Source organism: Polaribacter aquimarinus (assembly GCF_003129485.1).
In the GTDB taxonomy this organism is placed as follows: domain Bacteria; phylum Bacteroidota; class Bacteroidia; order Flavobacteriales; family Flavobacteriaceae; genus Polaribacter; species Polaribacter aquimarinus.
Genome location: NZ_QFFG01000002.1, coordinates 761,055 through 780,213 on the forward strand (window position 1 = coordinate 761,055; position 19,159 = coordinate 780,213).

At 29.4% G+C, this 19,159-nt stretch carries 16 protein-coding genes; 6 read left to right on the plus strand and 10 right to left on the minus strand.

Annotated elements, in window-relative coordinates; genetic code table 11:
- Nucleotides 1–31: 31 nt before the first annotated feature.
- The 8 genes from DIS07_RS07045 to alaS form a co-directional block, all read right to left on the minus strand.
- Nucleotides 32–1,342 carry an RHS repeat domain-containing protein gene (locus tag DIS07_RS07045; protein ID WP_109404509.1) on the minus strand — a complete coding sequence of 437 codons (1,311 nt, stop codon included), beginning with the start codon at nucleotides 1,340–1,342 and terminating at the stop codon, nucleotides 32–34.
- Between the two features lie 181 nt (nucleotides 1,343–1,523).
- Nucleotides 1,524–2,516 (minus strand): hypothetical protein, encoded by a 993-nt coding sequence (locus DIS07_RS07050; RefSeq protein WP_109404510.1) that lies wholly within the window; start codon nucleotides 2,514–2,516, stop codon nucleotides 1,524–1,526.
- 4 nt (nucleotides 2,517–2,520) lie between these two features.
- Nucleotides 2,521–3,024, minus strand: coding sequence for a hypothetical protein (locus tag DIS07_RS07055; RefSeq protein ID WP_109404511.1), 504 nt, complete (start codon nucleotides 3,022–3,024; stop codon nucleotides 2,521–2,523).
- A gap of 59 nt (nucleotides 3,025–3,083) precedes the next feature.
- Nucleotides 3,084–3,794: a DUF6498-containing protein gene (locus DIS07_RS07060; protein ID WP_146190716.1), complete on the minus strand. Its 711-nt coding sequence runs from the start codon at nucleotides 3,792–3,794 to the stop codon at nucleotides 3,084–3,086.
- Nucleotides 3,795–3,804: 10 nt separating this feature from the next.
- Nucleotides 3,805–4,755 carry a GSCFA domain-containing protein gene (locus DIS07_RS07065; protein ID WP_109404513.1) on the minus strand — a complete coding sequence of 317 codons (951 nt, stop codon included), beginning with the start codon at nucleotides 4,753–4,755 and terminating at the stop codon, nucleotides 3,805–3,807.
- Between the two features lie 39 nt (nucleotides 4,756–4,794).
- Nucleotides 4,795–6,372 (minus strand): DUF1501 domain-containing protein, encoded by a 1,578-nt coding sequence (locus tag DIS07_RS07070; protein WP_181374556.1) that lies wholly within the window; start codon nucleotides 6,370–6,372, stop codon nucleotides 4,795–4,797.
- Between the two features lie 2 nt (nucleotides 6,373–6,374).
- Nucleotides 6,375–7,997 carry a DUF1800 family protein gene (locus DIS07_RS07075; protein WP_109404515.1) on the minus strand — a complete coding sequence of 541 codons (1,623 nt, stop codon included), beginning with the start codon at nucleotides 7,995–7,997 and terminating at the stop codon, nucleotides 6,375–6,377.
- A gap of 125 nt (nucleotides 7,998–8,122) precedes the next feature.
- Nucleotides 8,123–10,741 (minus strand): alanine--tRNA ligase, encoded by a 2,619-nt coding sequence (gene alaS, locus DIS07_RS07080; RefSeq protein WP_109404516.1) that lies wholly within the window; start codon nucleotides 10,739–10,741, stop codon nucleotides 8,123–8,125.
- A gap of 160 nt (nucleotides 10,742–10,901) precedes the next feature.
- On the opposite strand from alaS, the gene DIS07_RS07085 reads away from it, so the two are divergent.
- The 6 genes from DIS07_RS07085 to DIS07_RS07110 all read left to right on the plus strand — a co-directional run bounded on the left by DIS07_RS07085 (nucleotide 10,902) and on the right by DIS07_RS07110 (nucleotide 15,074).
- Complete coding sequence (locus tag DIS07_RS07085; protein ID WP_109404517.1) at nucleotides 10,902–11,870, plus strand: M23 family metallopeptidase; 969 nt, start codon at nucleotides 10,902–10,904, stop codon at nucleotides 11,868–11,870.
- Nucleotides 11,871–11,880: 10 nt separating this feature from the next.
- A complete protein-coding gene (locus tag DIS07_RS07090; RefSeq protein ID WP_109404518.1) occupies nucleotides 11,881–12,210 on the plus strand; it encodes a MerR family transcriptional regulator in 330 nt (109 codons plus the stop codon).
- Between the two features lie 116 nt (nucleotides 12,211–12,326).
- Nucleotides 12,327–12,935, plus strand: a complete 609-nt coding sequence (locus DIS07_RS07095; RefSeq protein WP_109404519.1) for a LemA family protein — start codon at nucleotides 12,327–12,329, stop codon at nucleotides 12,933–12,935.
- Between the two features lie 4 nt (nucleotides 12,936–12,939).
- Nucleotides 12,940–13,377 (plus strand): TPM domain-containing protein, encoded by a 438-nt coding sequence (locus tag DIS07_RS07100; protein WP_109404520.1) that lies wholly within the window; start codon nucleotides 12,940–12,942, stop codon nucleotides 13,375–13,377.
- Complete coding sequence (locus tag DIS07_RS07105) at nucleotides 13,374–14,222, plus strand: TPM domain-containing protein (protein WP_109404521.1); 849 nt, start codon at nucleotides 13,374–13,376, stop codon at nucleotides 14,220–14,222. The genes DIS07_RS07100 and DIS07_RS07105 overlap by 4 nt, the downstream gene beginning before the upstream one ends.
- Nucleotides 14,223–14,228: 6 nt before the next feature.
- A complete protein-coding gene (locus DIS07_RS07110; RefSeq protein WP_235869104.1) occupies nucleotides 14,229–15,074 on the plus strand; it encodes a hypothetical protein in 846 nt (281 codons plus the stop codon).
- Here DIS07_RS07110 and DIS07_RS07115 read toward each other — a convergent pair.
- Together DIS07_RS07115 and DIS07_RS07120 are read right to left on the minus strand one after the other, a co-directional pair.
- Nucleotides 15,060–15,458, minus strand: coding sequence for a DUF423 domain-containing protein (locus DIS07_RS07115; RefSeq protein WP_109404522.1), 399 nt, complete (start codon nucleotides 15,456–15,458; stop codon nucleotides 15,060–15,062). The genes DIS07_RS07110 and DIS07_RS07115 overlap by 15 nt on opposite strands.
- A gap of 2 nt (nucleotides 15,459–15,460) precedes the next feature.
- Nucleotides 15,461–19,153, minus strand: a complete 3,693-nt coding sequence (locus DIS07_RS07120) for a metallophosphoesterase (protein WP_109404581.1) — start codon at nucleotides 19,151–19,153, stop codon at nucleotides 15,461–15,463.
- Nucleotides 19,154–19,159: the final 6 nt, after the last annotated feature.

Genomic DNA, 19,159 nt, shown 5'->3' on the forward strand with positions numbered 1-19,159 from the left:
TCAAATATAAATAGCATTTATTTTTTTATAATTATTGAAGGTAAAAACTAATTTTACTATCTTCTTTACCCACCATTAATAAACCGACTAAATCTACACCTCTAAGTCTTTGAGATTCTTTAAAAACACACAAAGTTCCTTTAGATGCATTAGCCGTAGATTTTAAGCTCCAAAAGTGCCTTTTTTTATCTTTATCGTAATAATAACTGCTTACTTTATAGGTTAGGTATTTAGTGTCGGCACCGTTAATTTCTACTTTAAATTTTACTGTATTACCATTAGATAAATTTGATCCACTTGTAACATTTAGATTAACTTTTCCAGAAACATCAGTAACTTTATCTTTCATGTTTACAAAAGTATATTTCCAATTTTTATAACTAAAAGAAGGCATACCCGAATTAGTAGTTGTTTTTTTCTTTTTGTAACTTTTCTTTTTAAGAGGTACAACAGCTACATTATCAAAATTTCCATGTCTGTTTACAAAAGTTCTATCAAATTCAGAACTTCCAGATACATCACCATTTTTAAAGTAGATTTCTCTAAAATAGAAGTATTGATATTTACCAGATCTATAATGTTTCTTTACCCAATTGTCTTTTTTGTCGTAAACATAATTGTATGTTGTAGTAGAGTTAGATTTTCCTTTATAGTTTGTTCTTATTAAGTTTCCATTTTTATCATATTCATAATCTGAAGTAGATTTTCCATATTTTCCTTCAGATTTATAGGAATTCTTTATACCATCATTATATACAGTTGTATAAGTGCCAACGATACTACCATCTTTACTGCTATAACTTGTTCTAGTTTTAATTTTTTTACTGCCTTTATATTTATAGCTAGTTTCTGCAGATAGTTTTCCGCTTTTAGAAATTTCTTTAGAACTAATAACTCTTCCTCTTCTATCGTTGTCATACTCAGTATAGTATTTACTACCATCTTTATAAACGGACTCTTTTTTAATTAAATGGCCTTTTTTATTATAAGTAAAAACATATTCGGTAGAATATTTCCCCCTAGAATCGCTGATGTCTTTTGTGCCAGTCATTACACCATCATTATTATAAATATATAGCTTTTTGGTAGGAGTAGATTCAGAATACGTACTATTATATAAATAATATGTTTCTATTAAATTCCCCTCATCATTATAACGCTTAATGCTAACAGATCTTTTTACAAAACCACCACTGTTTTTATCATATGAATAATAGTGATTTATAGTTTTACGAACATTCTTGTGTAAATTTTGAGATTCTAGATTGTAGTCTTCTGTTTGACTGAATCCATTAAAATGAAAAGCAGTAAAAAAGAAAAGTAAAATGGATAGTTTTTTCATTTTTTGTGTTTTTAAGGTTAATAGTTTCTGTTTTAAAGGAGATGGTTGACGTTATGTTCTAGAAATTGCCAACCATCTGTAACCCTAAAAAACAATCTTAATATTTTATAGAATACAAATGTCTAGTAATAAAACTACAAAAAAAATACGGCAGATGCCGTATTTTTTACTTTATTACTTATTACTTTTTAATCTTTTTGTAAAGAATAATTAATAAAATAATAACAATTAAGCTAACAAAAAACGGAATTCCATAAAGAGATAGATAAAAAAGCACTCCTACTGCTTCATTAGAAATACCACCTACTTTATAAGCATTAGGTAAATTAATTTCTTCAAAAAGAATTGTATTAAATTCTTTTTTTGAAAAATTATCAATTTCATTAAAATATTCGGAACTGTTATTTGTAATTTTTTTAAAATCAAAATCTTTTAAAGTTTCTGCATATGTAATCACAAAATTTGGGTCAGGCTTTTTACCGTAATTTGATAAAGAGAATTTTAAAGTAGTATTCTCTTTATCAAAAAATAAAGTACTAGGAGAACTTGTTTTTATGTTATCAATAGAAATATTATCCATGAGTTGGGTGTAAAAATTCCCTTTTTCGATAGGTGATTTCCAAAGAGAACCTGTTTCTATTAAGTAAATGAAGGCGTTTTTTTTATCGGAATCATAGCCTTCTGTAATTTTTGCATTGTTGGTGTTTACTAAAAAATAGACTGTAAATTTAGTAATTTCATTTGGCGGAAAAGTGATTTCCCAAACATACCAATTGTCATTTTTAGAACTAGGTTTCTGATACACAGTTATATCACTATCGTTAACAAGTCCTTTAATTTTATAGAGCCCGTCAACTCTAACTTCATTAACTTGATGGTGAAAATCTACATTTTCGAAAACATTGTTTACAGGGTAACCAACTTTAATTTTTAATGTATCTGTTGATGTGTTTTTAAAATAGTAATTGCCTTTTACGGTTGCAAAACCTTTGTATAGCTGCATAAAAATATCTTCAGATTTCATCTGTATTTTTTTATAAGCTATTGTATCTTCGGGATATAAAAGTGTAAAACTCCCACTACCACCAGCATTCCAAACTCCAGGTTGTGCTGAATTTGAAATAAAAACAGAAGTAAGAATTAGTAAGCTAATTAAGTATATATATTTTTTCATATTTTTAAAATGATTGGACTAAATCTTTGGCTTCTTGTATTTTATCTGATGGAATTAAAATTCTAAATTCATCGTTTGTAGGGCCTTTTCTTGTTAACCATTGAATATTAAACTCAATAAGTTTTTTCTTCTTTCTTGTATCTATTATGGTTATGCTTTTTATTCTTTTTTGATTTCCATTGAGTTGAATTTTTTTACCATTAATTAGTATATAATTCGAATAAATTTTTACTAAAGGATTTGAAATTCCTTTTTTTAAATGTGGGTAACTAAACTTCATCCTTAGCCAAGGAATAAGAACCGCTATTGGAACAGCAAAAACCAAACCACCTAAAAAACTTGTTTGTCTTAAAACCATCAAACCAAAAGTACCCAGAATTAAGATTCCAATTCCAAAATAAAGATTGTCTTCTTTTTTGTTTGATTTTTCAACATCAACAAATTCATTCCAGTCTTTTTCAGAATAGCTCCATTCTGCTAATAATGATTCTTCTTTAGTTAATTCCACATTTCAAAAGTCTAAAAAATCAAATTAGAAATCAATACGTCAAATGCCGTATTTTAAAATTACTCTGTAAAATGCATTAATTGTTTTTTTATTTCTTCTTTAGAAACTTTCTCATTCGCTAATTTTTTAGACATTGTATCTAAAAGTAAAGAATTTTCTTTTATTGCTTCAAAGAATAAATCAATAAAAAGTCTAAAAAGAATTAATAAAATGGCAGCTATAATTCCGGCTTTACCTAAAACCATAAAAAAAAAGGAAAGTATTACCACAAATTGTTGAATAAAAATTCGAACATAAGGCTTAAACATAATTTCTGTAGGTAAGAATTTTTTATACTTTTCATTTTTGATAAAATCGCTAAAGAATTTACCTAAGTGAGTAAATATAATTGCTGGAAAAGCATATTTCATTTCTTCTAGGCCTAGAATAATTTGGTAGTTTTTAAGCACTTGAAATGGTTCTCTAAAAATTGAATTTGAATCCATTTCAAAAAGTGAAAATCCAAAAACAGATTGTACTCCGACAAAAAAACCATAATGAAACAGAAAAAAGAGAATTAGAAAATATCCACCAGTTTTGTGACCACCAAACCGAATGCTCCAAAACATTTTTAACGCATTAAAAAACCCAATTATAATGGTTTCTAAAAAATAAGCAAACAAGACAGTAATTGGAGATATTTTACCCAAATACAATATAAAAAGAAGGTATATAGAGCTTAACCAGATATATCTGTTCTGATGGTTTGGATAAAAAATGTTTTTCAGCATTTCTGATATTTTAGAAATTCATAAATCTAAACTTTGACTTTAAAATTCTTTTTTGCTGTTCTAAATTTTTTAAAAATTGATGATGTTTTTCAGAGTTCTCATTAAAAGGTTTATGTTTTAATCCTTTTTGGATAACATCAACTTCTTTCATAATTTGCTTTGAATCTTCAGAAAACCAAGTTTCGATAAATTTTTCCCAAATATAATTAATAGCCGTTTTGTTTGGGTGAATCATATCCTCAGCATAAAAACGATAATCGCGTAATTCGTCCATCATAATTTCATAAGATGGAAAATAGTGTATGTTTTTTCTATTATCAACTAAATTATGTATGGCATTAATTAAGTGCGATTTACTGAGCGTATTTTCGATAAAACCATCTTTTAAATGCCGAACAGGAGATACTGTAAATACTATATTTATTTTAGTGTTTATAGATTTTACTAAAGCAATACATTTGTCTAAACTTGCAGAAACATTATCTACAGTAAGTAATTCTTTTAAGAATTTTTTTTGAGGAATTTTATGGCAATTTGCTACAATCGAATCACTTTCAATATATCTGTAAACCCATGAAGTACCTAGAGTAATTATAAGATGAGTTGTTTCTTTTAAAGTTTGATGGGTTAGAGATGTCTTTGTGTTTAAAGTTTCTAAAAGCTGATTTTTATTTTCATCACTTAAGTTAGAATGTGCATCAAAACTATGCCACCTTTCGTTTTGAAAAATAATTTCATCATCTGAATATTTTTTGCAGTTAATAGCATTGTTAATTAAATTTTCTATAGCAATAGGATGAAATAAAATTCCGAAAGGATTTTGTATAGATTCAAATTTAAAATAGTCAAATTTATTTCCAATATTTTCAGAAAAACATGAACCTAACAACAAAACTTTAGAGTGATAATCTATAAGATTTTTAGATTCTTTCTTAAGTTTAATTTTTGTTTGAAGATTCATTAGAAGGTTATAAAAGTCTAATGTAAATTTAGGACAATTTTAATATTTCAACAATTTTTTAGTCTTAGAAACACTTTTAGTTTGGTAATACATATAATAATTTCCTTTAGGCAAGTTTTGTACATCAACATTTAAAGTATGTTGGGTAGCATTGTATTTTTGATTGGTAATATTTTTTATGACAGCTCCAATACTATTAAATAAGACAATTTTTACCTTTTCGTTATTTCCATAGAATTTAATATTTATAAAATTTATAACTGGATTTGGATAGACTTCAATTTCTAATTTTTTCTGTAAAAAATCATTAGTAGATAATGCTGCAGAGCATCCAGACTTAAATAAAGGCAAAGCATCAAATTCTTCAAAAAGTACATTCGAGGCATCAGATTTAGAAGCCCCTAACCAATCTGTTAAAATAGTGCTATATACATTTCTAAAATCATATTGCATTTGCACACCTTCTTTGATATCTACTGCAGTGTCAATTTCAGGGGTATCACCTAAAATGGTGTTATTTGCACAAGTACCAAATACAAACAATGGGGCTGCAGTTCCGTGATCTGTACCTAAACCTCCATTAGAACGAATTCTTCTTCCAAACTCAGAATATGTCATTCCAATTACTCTTTTATCAATATTTAGCAATTCTAAATCGTCTTGGAATGCTTCTATCGCGTCAGACAATTCTTTTAAAAGTTCTGCATGTTTACCTGTTTTTGTTTCGCCTTCTACAACTTGATTGTCATGATTATCAAATCCACCTAATTGAACAACAAAAACTTTAGTTTTTATTCCTCCAGAAATTAATTTAGCTACATGTTTGAGTTTTTCTGATAATTCAGAATCATTATATTTTTGCGATAAATTATTTCCGGAACTTGAAGCAGTTTTAATAACAGCTGCATAAGCATTGGTTTGTGCTATGGTATTATTAACAAAATTCAATGCATTCCCATAACAGTTATCCGGAATGTCACCTGTATTTGATGCTAAAGCTGTTCCTGGATTTTCTGGGTCTTCTAAAGCCATAGAAAAGTTGGCAATATTTCCTTGACAAGTTTCAGAAACTATCTTGCCTATAGTAATAGCAAAAGGATCTGGATTTTCTGTATTAGGATAGTTTTCTGGAAAGGTGTTATGATTGGTTTCAAAAAAACGACCAACCCAACCACTTGAAATATACTCGTTAGCATCTGAAGCAGAATTCCAAATGTCTGATGATCTAAAATGAGATCTATTTTGATTTGGGTAACCCACATTCTGTACAATTGCTAATTTTTCTTTATTCCAAATATTTTTCATACCTGTCATATTTGGATGAAAACGAATATTGTCATCAATACCAAGTAGTTGTGAGTCAGGAATTATAATGTTAGAACGTACGCTTTGTAAATTGTCATATTGGCTCATTCCAAAAATAGTGTTCAGTCCATCATTTCCTCCTTGAAGTTGAATTAAGACCAGAACATTATCATTGTCTTGCGAAAATTGATAATTCTTAGGTTTGTCGTTAGCAAATAAAGGAAAACCACTTAAAGCAATTGGTAATGATGCAGAAGCAACTGTGCTCAGTTTTATAAAATCTCTTCTATTTAGTTGTTTTGTCTTTTTCATCATTACATTATTTGAAATTCAGACATTTGTACCATAACAGCAACCAAGTTGCGTAGTTTTTTGTCTACAGATATCGCTAAAGTAGAATCTGAAGGGTTAGCTAAGTAATCTCCGTATTCTACAGTCCATTCAAAATCGGGTAACCCATCAATTAAAACTGCTTTTAAACTATCTGTTTGTCCATCCGTTATTTCATAATTGAATAAGCGATTAGCTAATTCTTTTACTAAAATATTAGGGTCAGTGGCATTTGTAATATCTCTTGCAATAGCTAAAACAGGTACTAAAGGAGGTACTTTGTATTTTTTCTTGTTTATTAGTAAATCACCACCAGCCACTAAAATTTTACAGTATTCTAATCTTTTGGGTAAGAAAAAATTATTTACCCAAGTTTTGTAAAATAAAGGTTCTTGATAATAAGCTTTCCATCCAGCAACATCTGGGTGATGAAATATAGATTGTCCTAAATCTGAACAAGCTAAATACATTATATATGCAAATTCATATTCTTCTTTTACTGATGATGATGGTGCAACTGTTAGTAAAGATTTAGTAGCAGAAATCATTAAATCCAAAGGACTTTTAATCATACAAAATACATTTTCAAAAAAATGATCTGAGGCTAATAGTACTTTTAATGCAGGTGTAATTTCGTAATTGTTATCTCTTGTAATTTTAGCTAAAGGTTCTATGATATTAGTTTCAATTTCTGATGTAATTTCTGAATTTACAAACCAAATATAAAATTGACGCATAATAAAACGCGAGCATTCATCTTGTTTAAAAATAACATCAATTACATCTTTATATTCTTGATCTCCATTTTCTGAAATTTCTGCATTATTAAACCTATGAGATAATTTTTTGTTCCCTTTTGTATGTCTGCTGTTTGTAAAATAAGCATTTAAGGGATCAGCATGTCTTATCCATCTAGCTCTCCATCCTGTGAGAACTTTCGCAATCTGAACAACATCTTCTTCAGTATAATTTGTATAATCTCCATTTCCTACTGCTACACCTTTACCAATGGTAAATAGTTCTAACAATTCTCTAGAATAATTTTCATTGGGAGAAGAGTTGTTATTTTCATTACCACTTAAATAGATGAGCATATTTTGGTCAATGGTAATTTGTTTTGTGAGTTCTTTAAAATTTCCAAGTGCATTTTTTCTTAGAATATTCATATAGTAAAACTCTCTATGAGGATTTGAGTTTTCAGATACAAAATGGTTATGCCAAAACAAGGTCAATTTTTCTCTTATAGAAATATTCGCATTTTGCATTTGTAGAAAAGACCATGCATATAATGATCTATTTCTAGCTCTATAAACACTATTTCTTTCTTGAGATGTTGGTAAATCTGGATAAATTGGTGCAGTTACCCAGGTCTCTCCATAATTTACATCTGGGTCATTTATTTCACCTCTTCCGGTTCCATCAGGTTCGTATTTTAAAGGTGGAGGCGGTAACGGTTTTTCTTCGAATAGTTTAGTTATCGTTGCTGTTAAACCTAAAGTAACAGCTTCAGAAACCATTGTTTCTGTTACTCCAAAGGAGGTTCTCTTTAATAAATGTCTTGCTTCTTTAGCAGACCAATTACCAGAATATTTATCTAAATGAGGCATAGATTAGTTTAAGGTGAAGAAACTATTATTTTGAGTTGTTTCAAATTTAAGTTTTTTTTTGAAACATTCTTAATATTAACTTCTATTAAACTAAGACCTTATAAAATTAAAAAAGTTTAAAAGGGTTAAACCAAATAATCTTTTGCTTTTTCTAAAACTTTTGGAATTCCACCAGGATTTTTACCTCCTGCAGTTGCAAAGAAATTTTGACCACCACCACCACCATGAATTAGTTTTCCTAGTTCTCGAACAACTTGACCAGCATTGTAACCACGTTCATTTGCTAATTCTTTAGAAATATAACAGGTTAACAAAGCTTTATCTTTTGCTGGGGATGAGGCAAATAACAAAAATAAGTTTTGATACTCCTTACCTAAGCCAAAAGCTAAATTCTTAATCCCGTTGGTATCTAAATCAACCTTTGTCGCTAAAAACTGTACACCGTTAATTTCTTGCAATTGATTTTTTATTTCTCCGGATAAATTTTGTGCTTTATCTTTTAATAATTGTTCAATTTGTTTTTTTAAAGCTGTGTTTTCATCTTGTAAAACTTTAACTGCTTTTACAGGTTCTTTGGTGTTATTTAATAAATCTCTAATTTCGTACAATGCTCTATTATTTTCAAAGTAAAAATCTTTAACAGCATCATTTGTTATAGCTTCTATTCTTCTAATACCAGCAGCTACAGCTCCTTCAGATTTAATTTTAAAATGCCAAATGTCACCTGTATTTTTCACGTGGGTTCCACCACAAAGTTCTATAGATTTTCCAAATTTTATAGCTCTAACAGTATCTCCATATTTCTCTCCAAATAATGCCATTGCGCCATTTGCAATAGCTTGTTCCATGGGTATGTTTCTACTTTCTTCTAATGGCAGTTTACCCGCAATTCTTCTATTAACAAAGTTTTCTATCTCACGTAATTCATCTACTGTTAATTTTGAGAAATGTGAAAAATCAAAACGTAAATATTTAGAATGAACAGCAGAACCTTTTTGTTCTACATGAGTTCCTAGAATCTCTCTTAGCGCTTGATGTAATAGATGCGTAGCAGTATGATTACACTCTGTTCTATAACGTTGTTTAGAATCTACAACAGCTCTAAAAGTTTCGTTGATATGTTTAGGAAGATTTTTAGTGTAATGAATAATTACATTATTCTCTTTTTTAGTGTCTAAAATATAGAGTACATCTCCATGTGCGTCTTCTAAATAACCTTTATCGCCTACTTGACCGCCACCTTCTGGATAAAAAGGAGTTAAATTAAATACCAATTGATACATTTCTCCATCTTTTTTAGAAGTTACTTTTCTGTATCTTGTAATTTTTACCTTGGCTTCTAAAGAATCATAACCTATAAATTCTTCTTCTGTATCTTCTACTAAAACGGTCCAATCATCTGTAGATATTTCGCTAGCAGCTCTAGAACGATTTTTTTGTTTTTGTAATTCGACTTCAAATCCTTTTTCGTCTAATGTTAATCCTTTTTCAGATAAAATTAAAGCTGTTAAATCGATTGGAAACCCATAGGTGTCATATAATTCAAAAGCTTTTTCTCCAGATATTTTGTTTGTTTTTGATGATGCTATAATTCCATCTAACAATATCAGACCTTGATCTAATGTTCTTAAAAAAGAAGTTTCTTCTTCTTTTATTACATTCTCAATGAGTTGTTTTTGAGCTCTTAGTTCAGGAAAAGCTTCTCCCATTTTTTTGGTTAAAACATCTACTAATCTATAAATAAAAGGCTCTTTTTTATTTAAAAAAGTAAAACCGTAACGAACAGCGCGTCTTAAAATTCTTCTTATTACATATCCTGCTCCAGTATTGCTTGGTAGTTGACCATCAGCAATAGAAAATGCAACAGCTCTAACATGATCTGAAATTACGCGAGTAGCAATATCTTGTTTTTCATTTTTACCGTATTTGGTATTGGTAATAGTTTCTATTTCTCTGATTATTGGAGTAAAAACATCAGTATCATAATTCGATTGAACATCTTGTAAAACCATGCACAAACGTTCAAAACCCATCCCTGTATCAATGTGTTTGTTTGGTAATTCTTCTAAGGAACCATTAGCTTTTCTATTGTATTGCATAAAAACTAAGTTCCAGATTTCTACCACATGGGGATGATCTTCATTTACCAAACTTTTACCATCTACTTTTGCTTTTTCTTCAGAAGAACGGATATCAACATGAATTTCAGAACAAGGTCCACAAGGTCCTTGCTCACCCATTTCCCAGAAATTATCTTTTTTGTTTCCTTTTAAAATTCGGTCTTCAGATATATATTGCTTCCAAATATCGTAAGCTTCTGTATCCATTTTTAAGTTATCAGCATCATCGCTTCCTTCAAAAACGGTTACATATAAAATATCTTTGTCAATTTTATAAACTTCAGTTAATAATTCCCAAGCCCAAGCAATAGCTTCTTTCTTAAAATAATCCCCAAAACTCCAGTTGCCTAACATCTCAAATAAAGTATGATGGTAGGTGTCATAACCCACTTCTTCTAAATCATTATGCTTACCAGAAACACGCAAACACTTTTGTGAGTCTGCAATTCTGTTCTTTTTTGGAGTTCCATTTCCTAAAAAAAATTCTTTAAAAGGTGCCATTCCAGAATTTACAAACATTAATGTTGGGTCATCCTTTGTAACCATTGGTGCAGAAGGAACTACTAAGTGTTTTTTTTCTTGGAAAAAGTTTAAAAAAGTAGCACGAATTTCTTGTGATTTCATAAAAAAGAAGTTTCCAATAAGTTGGATTTTGTTAATTTATTTTTAAAAAAACTACCTAAAAATAGCAGTTGTAAAACATTTTGTAAATTTGTGAGTTCTTATAAACAGGTTTTAATAATTTAAAAGATGTTTAAAGCACAAAAATAGTATAAATCCTATTATGGCGAAAGTAAAATATTATTACGATTCTGATACACTTTCTTACCGAAAAATAACGGTTAAGAAAAGTGATTATTATAAGAAAACTATTTTCGGAATTTTAGGTGTTTTATTAATTGCTTTTGCCGGTTTTATTGTTTTAAGTCAATTTATAATGTCTCCTAATGAGAGAGCTCAAAAAAGAGAGTTAGAAAACTTAAAATTACATTACGAATTACTTTCAAAAAGAATGGAAGAAAGCTCGTCAATTTTAGCACAATTACAAGAAAGGGATAACAACATTTATAGAACGTATTTTGAGGCAAATCCAATACCTGATGAGCAAAGAAAAGCAAGTTTTGGTGGTGTCAATCGTTATAAAAACTTAGAAGGGTTTGATAATTCTAAAATGATTAAAAAACTAACTAAAGATATTGATGTGCTTTCCAAACAATTAGCAGTTCAATCTAAATCTTTAGATGAAATCGTTTCTTTAGCAAAAGAAAAGGAAAAAATGTTAGCTTCTATACCAGCAATTTTGCCTGTAAAGCTTGAAGATATGACAAGAATGGCTTCAGGTTATAAATGGAGAATGCATCCTATATTAAAAATAAGAAAATTCCATAAAGGAATGGATTTTACAGCGCCAACAGGTACTCCAATTTATGCTTCTGGAAATGGAATAGTAATTAGAGCTCAAAGGAGTGCAACATTCGGAAAAGTAGTATATATAGACCATGGCTACGGGTATAAAACTATTTATGCACACATGAGTAAAATGAAAGCTAGAAAAGGGCAAAAGGTAAAACGAGGAGATCTAATAGGTTACGTAGGCAACACTGGGCGTTCAGTATCTTCTCATTTACATTACGAAGTTCATAAAAATGATAGAGCTTTAAATCCAATCAACTTTTATTACGGTGATTTAACTCCAGAAGAGTTTGCTGCAATGCAAAAAGCTGCAGAAGAAGAAGGTCAATCTTACGATTAAAGAAGTTTTTATGTACGTAGAGTTACCAGAAAAACGTTACTACAAAATAGGAGAAGTTGCCAAAGCTTTTCATGTAAATACATCGCTAATTCGTTTTTGGGAAAAAGAGTTTGATATCATCAAACCTAAAAAAAATGCCAAAGGAAACCGTTTGTTTACTCAGGATGATATTAAAAATTTTCAACTAATTTTTAATTTAGTAAAAGAAAGAGGTTTTACATTAGAGGGGGCAAAACAAAAATTAAAAAAGAACCCAGATATTCTTTTTGACAATCAAGAAATTATTACAAGACTAGAAGGTGTAAAAGCAGAATTGATTAAAATTAAAAATCAACTGTAACAAATCTTTTATTTGTGTGTCTAATTTTATGATAGAACTCAATATTCTTTATAATCTCAAGAATATTCGATAATATTGTAATACAAAAAATCAACAAAAATTTAAATTTAGAAATTATGAAAAAATGGTTAATTCCGGTAATTGTTATTGCTGTTATTGTTTTCGGAATCTATAAATGGGCAGTAGGTTTTAATAATGAAGCCGTTGTCTTACAAGAAGACGCAAAAACTACATGGTCTAATGTAGAGAGTGCCTACCAACGTAGAAATGATTTAATTGGAAATTTAGTAAAAACAGTTCAAGGTGCTGCAGATTTTGAAAAAAGCACTTTAACACAAGTTATTGAGGCTAGAGCTAAAGCTACATCTACAACTATAAATGCTAATAATTTAACACCTGAAAAAATGGCTCAGTTTCAACAAGCTCAAGCTGGATTAAGTGGCGCGTTATCAAAATTATTATTAGTGGTTGAACGTTATCCAGATTTAAAAGCGAACAAAAACTTTTTAGAATTACAAAGCCAATTAGAAGGAACAGAAAACAGAATAAATGTAGCTAGAGATAGATTTAATGAAGGTGTTAACAAATATAATAAGCACATAAAAGTATTTCCAAACTCTTTGTTAGCTGGGGTATTTAATTTTGATGAAATGGATCGTTACAAATCAAACCCCGGTTCTGAAAATGCACCAGATGTAAATTTCGATTTTAACAAGAAAAAGTAATAAGATGTCTAAGGTAGAAGCGTTTCTTACTGCTGATGAAGAACAAGAAATTATTTCTGCTATTAGAATTGCAGAGAAAAATACTTCTGGAGAAATACGTGTACATATTGAGGCTACTTCTAAGTTAGAACACTCAGAACGTGCGCTAGAAGTATTTCATTTGCTAAAAATGAACAATACCAAAGACGAAAATGCGGTATTGATTTATGTGGCTGTAAATGACAAAAAATTTGTGATTTATGGAGATAAAGGCATCAATAATGTGGTTCCTAAAGATTTTTGGGATACTACTAAAAACGTAATACTAAATCACTTTAAAAAAGGAGATTTTAAACAAGGGATTGTTGATGGAATTTTAACAGCAGGTTCTGAATTAAAAGCTCATTTTCCTTGGCAAATTGATGATGAAAACGAACTTTCTAATGAGATTTCTAAAGGATGATTCTAGATAAAGTCTTCAGTATTCAGTATTTAGTTTTCAGTAGAAAAAGTCTTTTTCTACTTACACTATTATTTTCATTAAACCTCTTTTCACAAGGATACAAAATTCCAGATAAGCCTAAATTTCAAACGAGTGTTTATGATTTTATGAAGCCTCAGCTTCTTACTGATTTTCAAAAAACTAATTTAGAAAATAAGCTAGTAAAATATTCAGACACAACTTCCACACAGATTGTAGTGATTATTATTCCATCAACTAAAGGAGAAGATATTAATTATTTAGCAGCAAATTGGGGAGAGAAATGGGGAATTGGAGATGAAGAAAAAGATAATGGAATTCTAATTTTACTTGCAAAAGATGATAGAAAGATAGCGATTCAAAATGGTAGAGGTGTAGAGCATTTATTGACTGATTTTCAATCTAAAAGAATCATTGAAAGGGTGATTATCCCTGAGTTTAAAAAAGGAGATTATTATACTGGTTTAGACAAAGGTTCAGATTATATCTTTATGACCTTAAATGGACAATTTAAAGGAACTAGACAAAATGATAAAGAAGGTTTTGATTCTGGAATTATCATTTTCATCATTTTTATCATCATCATTTTTATTTTAATTTCTAGAGGAAATAAAAATAATAGAGGTGGGGGTAGACGTTATAGAAGACGTTCTGTAGCCGAAGATATTTTCGAAACTATTATTTTGAGTAATGCTGGTAGAGGTGGAGGTAGCTTTGGCGGTGGTTTTGGAGGATCTTCAGGAGGAGGAAGTTTTGGAGGCGGTGGCTTTGGAGGCGGCTTTGGTGGAGGAAGTTTTGGCGGAGGTGGAGCCTCTGGAGGTTGGTAAAATACAATGAAAAAGCTATTTATATTTTTCAGTTTTTTGTTATTTTTAAGTTGTCAGAGTTCTGGACAACTCAAAATCCTTGCTGATTTACCAAATAATTTAAAAGAAGTATCTGGAACAGAAGTAATACCGAATTCAGATATTATTTGGATGTTAAATGATGGTGGAAATCAATCAAAATTATACGCAGTTTCTAAAAAAGGAAAGATTAAAAAAGAAATTTATATCAAAGCTAAAAATAGAGATTGGGAAGATTTGACGTCTGATGTTGAAGGCAATCTGTATATTGGCGATTTTGGAAATAACCAAAACAAAAGAAAGAATTTAACGATTTTAAAAGTCGATAAAAAGCACTTAAATAAAAAGAATGCAGAAGTAGAAAAAATTAAGTTTAGATATCCGAATCAATATAAATTTCCACCAAAAAAGAAGAATTTATATTTTGATGCCGAAGCTTTTTTTTACTTTAATAATTGTCTATATATTTTTACAAAAAGTAGAGTTAAAAAGAAATACGGTAAAACTTTTATGTATAAAGTACCAGCAAAAAAAGGAGAGTATGTTGCTGAATTAATTGGTGAGTTTGATAATTGCAGCGATTTAGAATGTTGGATTACGTCTGCTGATATTTCTGCAGATGGAAAAACAGTTGTATTACTTTCACAAAAAAATATTCTTCTTTTTTCTGATTTTAAAAATGAAAATTTTTTATCTGGAAAAGTCAAAAAAATAGAATTAACACATCGTTCTCAAAAAGAAGGTGTGTGTTTTAAAGATAACAACACACTTTTAATTACTGATGAAAAAGCGAATGGAGTGGGTGGTAATTTGTATCAATTAAGCTTGAATTAAAAAGCTATCATACACGAAAATGTAGATTAATAATCCCCAACCTATAGCAAGTAACAATCCTCCCAAAGGAGTAATTGGTCCTAAAAATTTAAGTTTCTTATTTTTTGCTGAAGAAATGACTAATCCATAAATAGAAAAAGAAAATAAGAAAGTACCAATGATAAAAGCATATATGATATAATTATAAAAAACAACGTCAGAACTGAATTGAAATCCCAAAACTAGTAAAACAATTGCGTGATACATTTGATGTTTTATGCCTGTTTCAAAACTTTGCAATTGATCTGAAGTTATCTTTTTCTTCAATAAATGAGCTCCAAATGCACCGAGAATAACCGATATTAACCCAAAGAAAGCGCCGAAAATTAATCCAATTTCATTCATACCTAAAAATCAAAACCTAAACTTAATTCAAAACGCGATCCATCTACACTTTTAAAATAACCAATACTACCCCCAAACATATTTGCAGCATTAAAGAAGAAGCCACTACCATATGAAGTATGCAGCTTGAAAATTTCTGCTGGTAGAGTACTTATGGTATTGGGAGAACCCCAAACCCTACCATAGTCGAATCCAGCATAAACCCCAAGATTTAAAGGAATTAACCCTGTTTTGATTTTATTAATTTTCCATCTTAAGTCTGTAGTCTGAACAAAAGCATTTTTACCATTAAAACGTTCGTTTCTAAAACCTCTTAAACCTTCATTAGCCCCAATATTTGCAGCTTGGTAAAATTCAAAATCTTCACCAAAATTAAAATGACCTTTCATTTTAGAAGCTAAAACCAATTTTCCATTTGGAGTTACTTTATGTGTTATGGCCAGTGATGTAATGTTGTAACTAAAACTTCTATGTTCATTTAAATTATTTGTGAACCCAAATTTTGTATCAAACTCAATTCCTAAAGTAGGAAAAGTAGTATTGTCTGAATGTTTATAATGATAACCTGCCTCTAAATTTAAAAAGTTTTGATTAGAAAAAATTCTGTTAGCTTCATTAAAACTTTTTTCTATATATCTTGTTTCAGTTCTTGCTACATTAAAACTTTGCAATTTAATACTAGTTTTAATTTCAGCACCTAAGTCACCTCTCCATTTTACAAATGACCCCAGATTAAATTGTCCTATTCTAACTCTATTATAATCTAAATTTTGACTCTTTTTCTGAGTCTCAGGGTTTAGTGATCCATTTCCAAAACCAAAAAAGTTTCTTGCAAAATTTGGACTGTTAAAACTTGCTTCAATACCTAAATTCCATTTATGAAAAATATTAGCAAATTCTCCTGAGTAATCTAATTCAAAACCATTGGTGGCAAAATAGTAAAAACCAGAAATAATTTGTTTTGAAGTAAACGGATTTCTTTCAAAATTATTGACAAGAATAGTGTTTTTTATACCAATTTTGATTCCGTCATCAGGATTGAAACCAATAGCAGGGGAAACCAAATTTGATGAATTTTTTAATTTAGTATAATTATAGGTATTGGTTTTGTAATCGTCTGTGAGTTTTTTATGAATGTTAAGAGTTTTAAAAGTGTTCTTTTTGGTTTTTTGATCATAAATCTTAACGTTATGTTTTGTGTTTATTTCGTAAGTGTCATTGTTTAATCCTCCAACAATTTTAAGTTTGATTGAATTTTTACCTGTAGCACCATTTAGAGTAAATACATCATTATCATCTAAACCAAATAACCAAATTTCTTTTGTGATATCATAGCTATATCTTCTTTGTAATATAATTTTTCCTTTTTTACCATTCTTAATTCTATAAACAGTAATTTCTGTATCACCATTTGTAGATCGTTTAATATCAAACCAATCATCTTTATTTGTTCCTTTTATGATTTGAAATTTATTTAAATAGTTAAAATAACGATCAGCGATTTTTTGAAGATTTTTTCTTCTACCTTTTAATTTCTTTTTAATATCATTGATTGTTTCATCTCTTACTTCTTTTGGAAATTTTGCCATTGCCTTTTCAATAACATCATCTGTTATTTGAGTTTGAATTCTTGCTACTTGCTTATCCCAAACATCTTTTTTAGATTTTGAAATTAATGTCATATCTAATGGATAAGCTGAGTAGCTAAACCATTTAGGGTTCGTTAAATCTTCTGAATAAGAACGCATTCCTTTTAAAGCAGGTATTGAATTGGTTAAAAAACCCAATAAAAAACCATCACCAAAAATTGAAAAAGCTTGGTCTCGATCTCTAGGTACAGGTCTGTAAACTATTGTGTTATCACTTTTAAATTCTGCCCATCTCCACTGATCTTGATGTCTATCCCAATCTCCAATTAACATATCAAAAAGACGAGCTCTAATGTAAGCTTCTTCGTCTATACTATACTTCTCATCCTTTACAATATTTTTCCTTAAATCGTCAGTGCTAATCAAGTTATCTGAATAACCAAAGTTTTTTTTATCTCCATGGCCTTCATCAGTTCTTTCTTCAATCATATACAATTCATCTCCATAATCTAAGTTAAATTTTCCTAAACTTTTTTGTTTAGGAACATAGAATAATATGGGTTTTGTATGGTAAATATTTATAGCTTCTGCTAATTTATCAATGGTAAAAGGGGCATATGGATGAGAACCAGTAAAGACATCCATTAATAAATTTTGAGTTAAAGTTTTATCAAAATGTTCCTCTACGTATTGATCTTTAAAAACAACTGCTTGTAAATATTGAACAGCATTTTTTCGTAATGCTCTCATTACATATTGCCTACCTTTTTGATCTTCCAACCGTAAAGATTTTGATTGATGTCCACCGCCTCTTCTAACAGGTTTTAGACCTCCATAAAGCGTATCTAAACTTACTGTTGGTGCAGTAACTTTTGTTCCAAAATATTTTCGGTAACGATCTCCCCATAAAAATTTGTAAGATTTGGTCTTAGAAACTTCTTTATTTGTATAAATAGACGCCGTCTTTTCTTTCAGTTTGGCGTTTGGAAAATTAGAGAATTCAATAATACTATCTTTTTTAAATACATTTGCCTCAAAAACTATTTTTTGATCTTTAGCAGTATAAAAATGAACGGTTGATGAACCATCTTTATAAACATCTAATCTAGCAAAACCTTGAGTTCCGTAACCAAAAATTCCTCCGTTCACATTTTTTACAGCAGTGTTTTTAGAACCAGAGCCACTTACAATTTGAGGTAAATTATTTCTAATAATATATTGTAAACTATGTTCATGACCCGAAACAAAAATGATTTTTTCATTTTCTTGGGCAATTGTAATGATTCGTTTTCTAAATTCATTGTATTTAGAATTTTGTTGATCTGTATTAGTAATACCGGATGTTTTACGCAAAATATTTTGAATAGTTCCTAAAATAGGAGCAGGTTTTAAATGACTTTTAAAAGAATAATACCCTCCATGAGGACCATTAGTAAACAATGGGTGATGCAAAGCGATTATAGTTGTTTTTCCTTGAGATTTTTTTACCAATCCTTCAAACTCATCAAAAAATTTCGTTCTTGTTTTTATTTCACAACCATCATTAATTCCAGGATGTTTATCCCAATTGGTTAAATACCAATGCGAATCTATAACGATGATATTAATCTGATCATTAATTTCAATTTTTTCTAACGGGCATCCTTTTTCTGGTTGAAATGCATTTTTACCTAAAGCCTTTTCTACTAGTTTTTCCTGTCTTTTTAGCCCTTTAAGACCATTGTACCAATCATGATTTCCAGGGATTATTAAAGTCTTTCCAATAAATTTTTTTCCAATATCTGTTTGAACTTTTAACCGATGTTTTGCAAGTTCATAGTTCTTGTTTCCTTTTTTTGGGATCCCTTTTTCATAGACATTATCTCCTAAAAAAATAAGAGTAGCATTATTTTTTGCTTTTTTTATTTCTTGTTCTAAATAAGCTAGAGCTACATCTTTTTTTCCTAAATCAGAGTTACCAGCATCACCGATTAAATAAAATGAGTGTAAGATTTCTGCATTATTTTTTTTGAAGTTATGGTCTTCGATTACCTGCATTTTTGTCGTTGCACAGGCATACATTAAAATTGCAATAGATATTAATAAAAAAAGTCTTAGGATTCTCATGGTTGT

Bases quoted from the DNA above. Each gene is read 5' to 3' on its own strand.
- alaS (WP_109404516.1), bottom strand. From the start codon at position 10,741: ATGAAATCACAAGAAATTCGTGCTACTTTTTTAAACTTTTTCCAAGAA.
- DIS07_RS07110 (WP_235869104.1), top strand. From the start codon at position 14,229: ATGAAAAAGCTATTTATATTTTTCAGTTTTTTGTTATTTTTAAGTTGT.
- DIS07_RS07095 (WP_109404519.1), top strand. From the start codon at position 12,327: ATGAAAAAATGGTTAATTCCGGTAATTGTTATTGCTGTTATTGTTTTC.
- DIS07_RS07090 (WP_109404518.1), top strand. From the start codon at position 11,881: ATGTACGTAGAGTTACCAGAAAAACGTTACTACAAAATAGGAGAAGTT.
- DIS07_RS07070 (WP_181374556.1), bottom strand. From the start codon at position 6,372: ATGAAAAAGACAAAACAACTAAATAGAAGAGATTTTATAAAACTGAGC.
- DIS07_RS07060 (WP_146190716.1), bottom strand. From the start codon at position 3,794: ATGCTGAAAAACATTTTTTATCCAAACCATCAGAACAGATATATCTGG.
- DIS07_RS07045 (WP_109404509.1), bottom strand. From the start codon at position 1,342: ATGAAAAAACTATCCATTTTACTTTTCTTTTTTACTGCTTTTCATTTT.
- DIS07_RS07085 (WP_109404517.1), top strand. From the start codon at position 10,902: ATGGCGAAAGTAAAATATTATTACGATTCTGATACACTTTCTTACCGA.
- DIS07_RS07075 (WP_109404515.1), bottom strand. From the start codon at position 7,997: ATGCCTCATTTAGATAAATATTCTGGTAATTGGTCTGCTAAAGAAGCA.
- DIS07_RS07050 (WP_109404510.1), bottom strand. From the start codon at position 2,516: ATGAAAAAATATATATACTTAATTAGCTTACTAATTCTTACTTCTGTT.
- DIS07_RS07065 (WP_109404513.1), bottom strand. From the start codon at position 4,755: ATGAATCTTCAAACAAAAATTAAACTTAAGAAAGAATCTAAAAATCTT.
- DIS07_RS07115 (WP_109404522.1), bottom strand. From the start codon at position 15,458: ATGAATGAAATTGGATTAATTTTCGGCGCTTTCTTTGGGTTAATATCG.
- DIS07_RS07100 (WP_109404520.1), top strand. From the start codon at position 12,940: ATGTCTAAGGTAGAAGCGTTTCTTACTGCTGATGAAGAACAAGAAATT.
- DIS07_RS07105 (WP_109404521.1), top strand. From the start codon at position 13,374: ATGATTCTAGATAAAGTCTTCAGTATTCAGTATTTAGTTTTCAGTAGA.
- DIS07_RS07120 (WP_109404581.1), bottom strand. From the start codon at position 19,153: ATGAGAATCCTAAGACTTTTTTTATTAATATCTATTGCAATTTTAATG.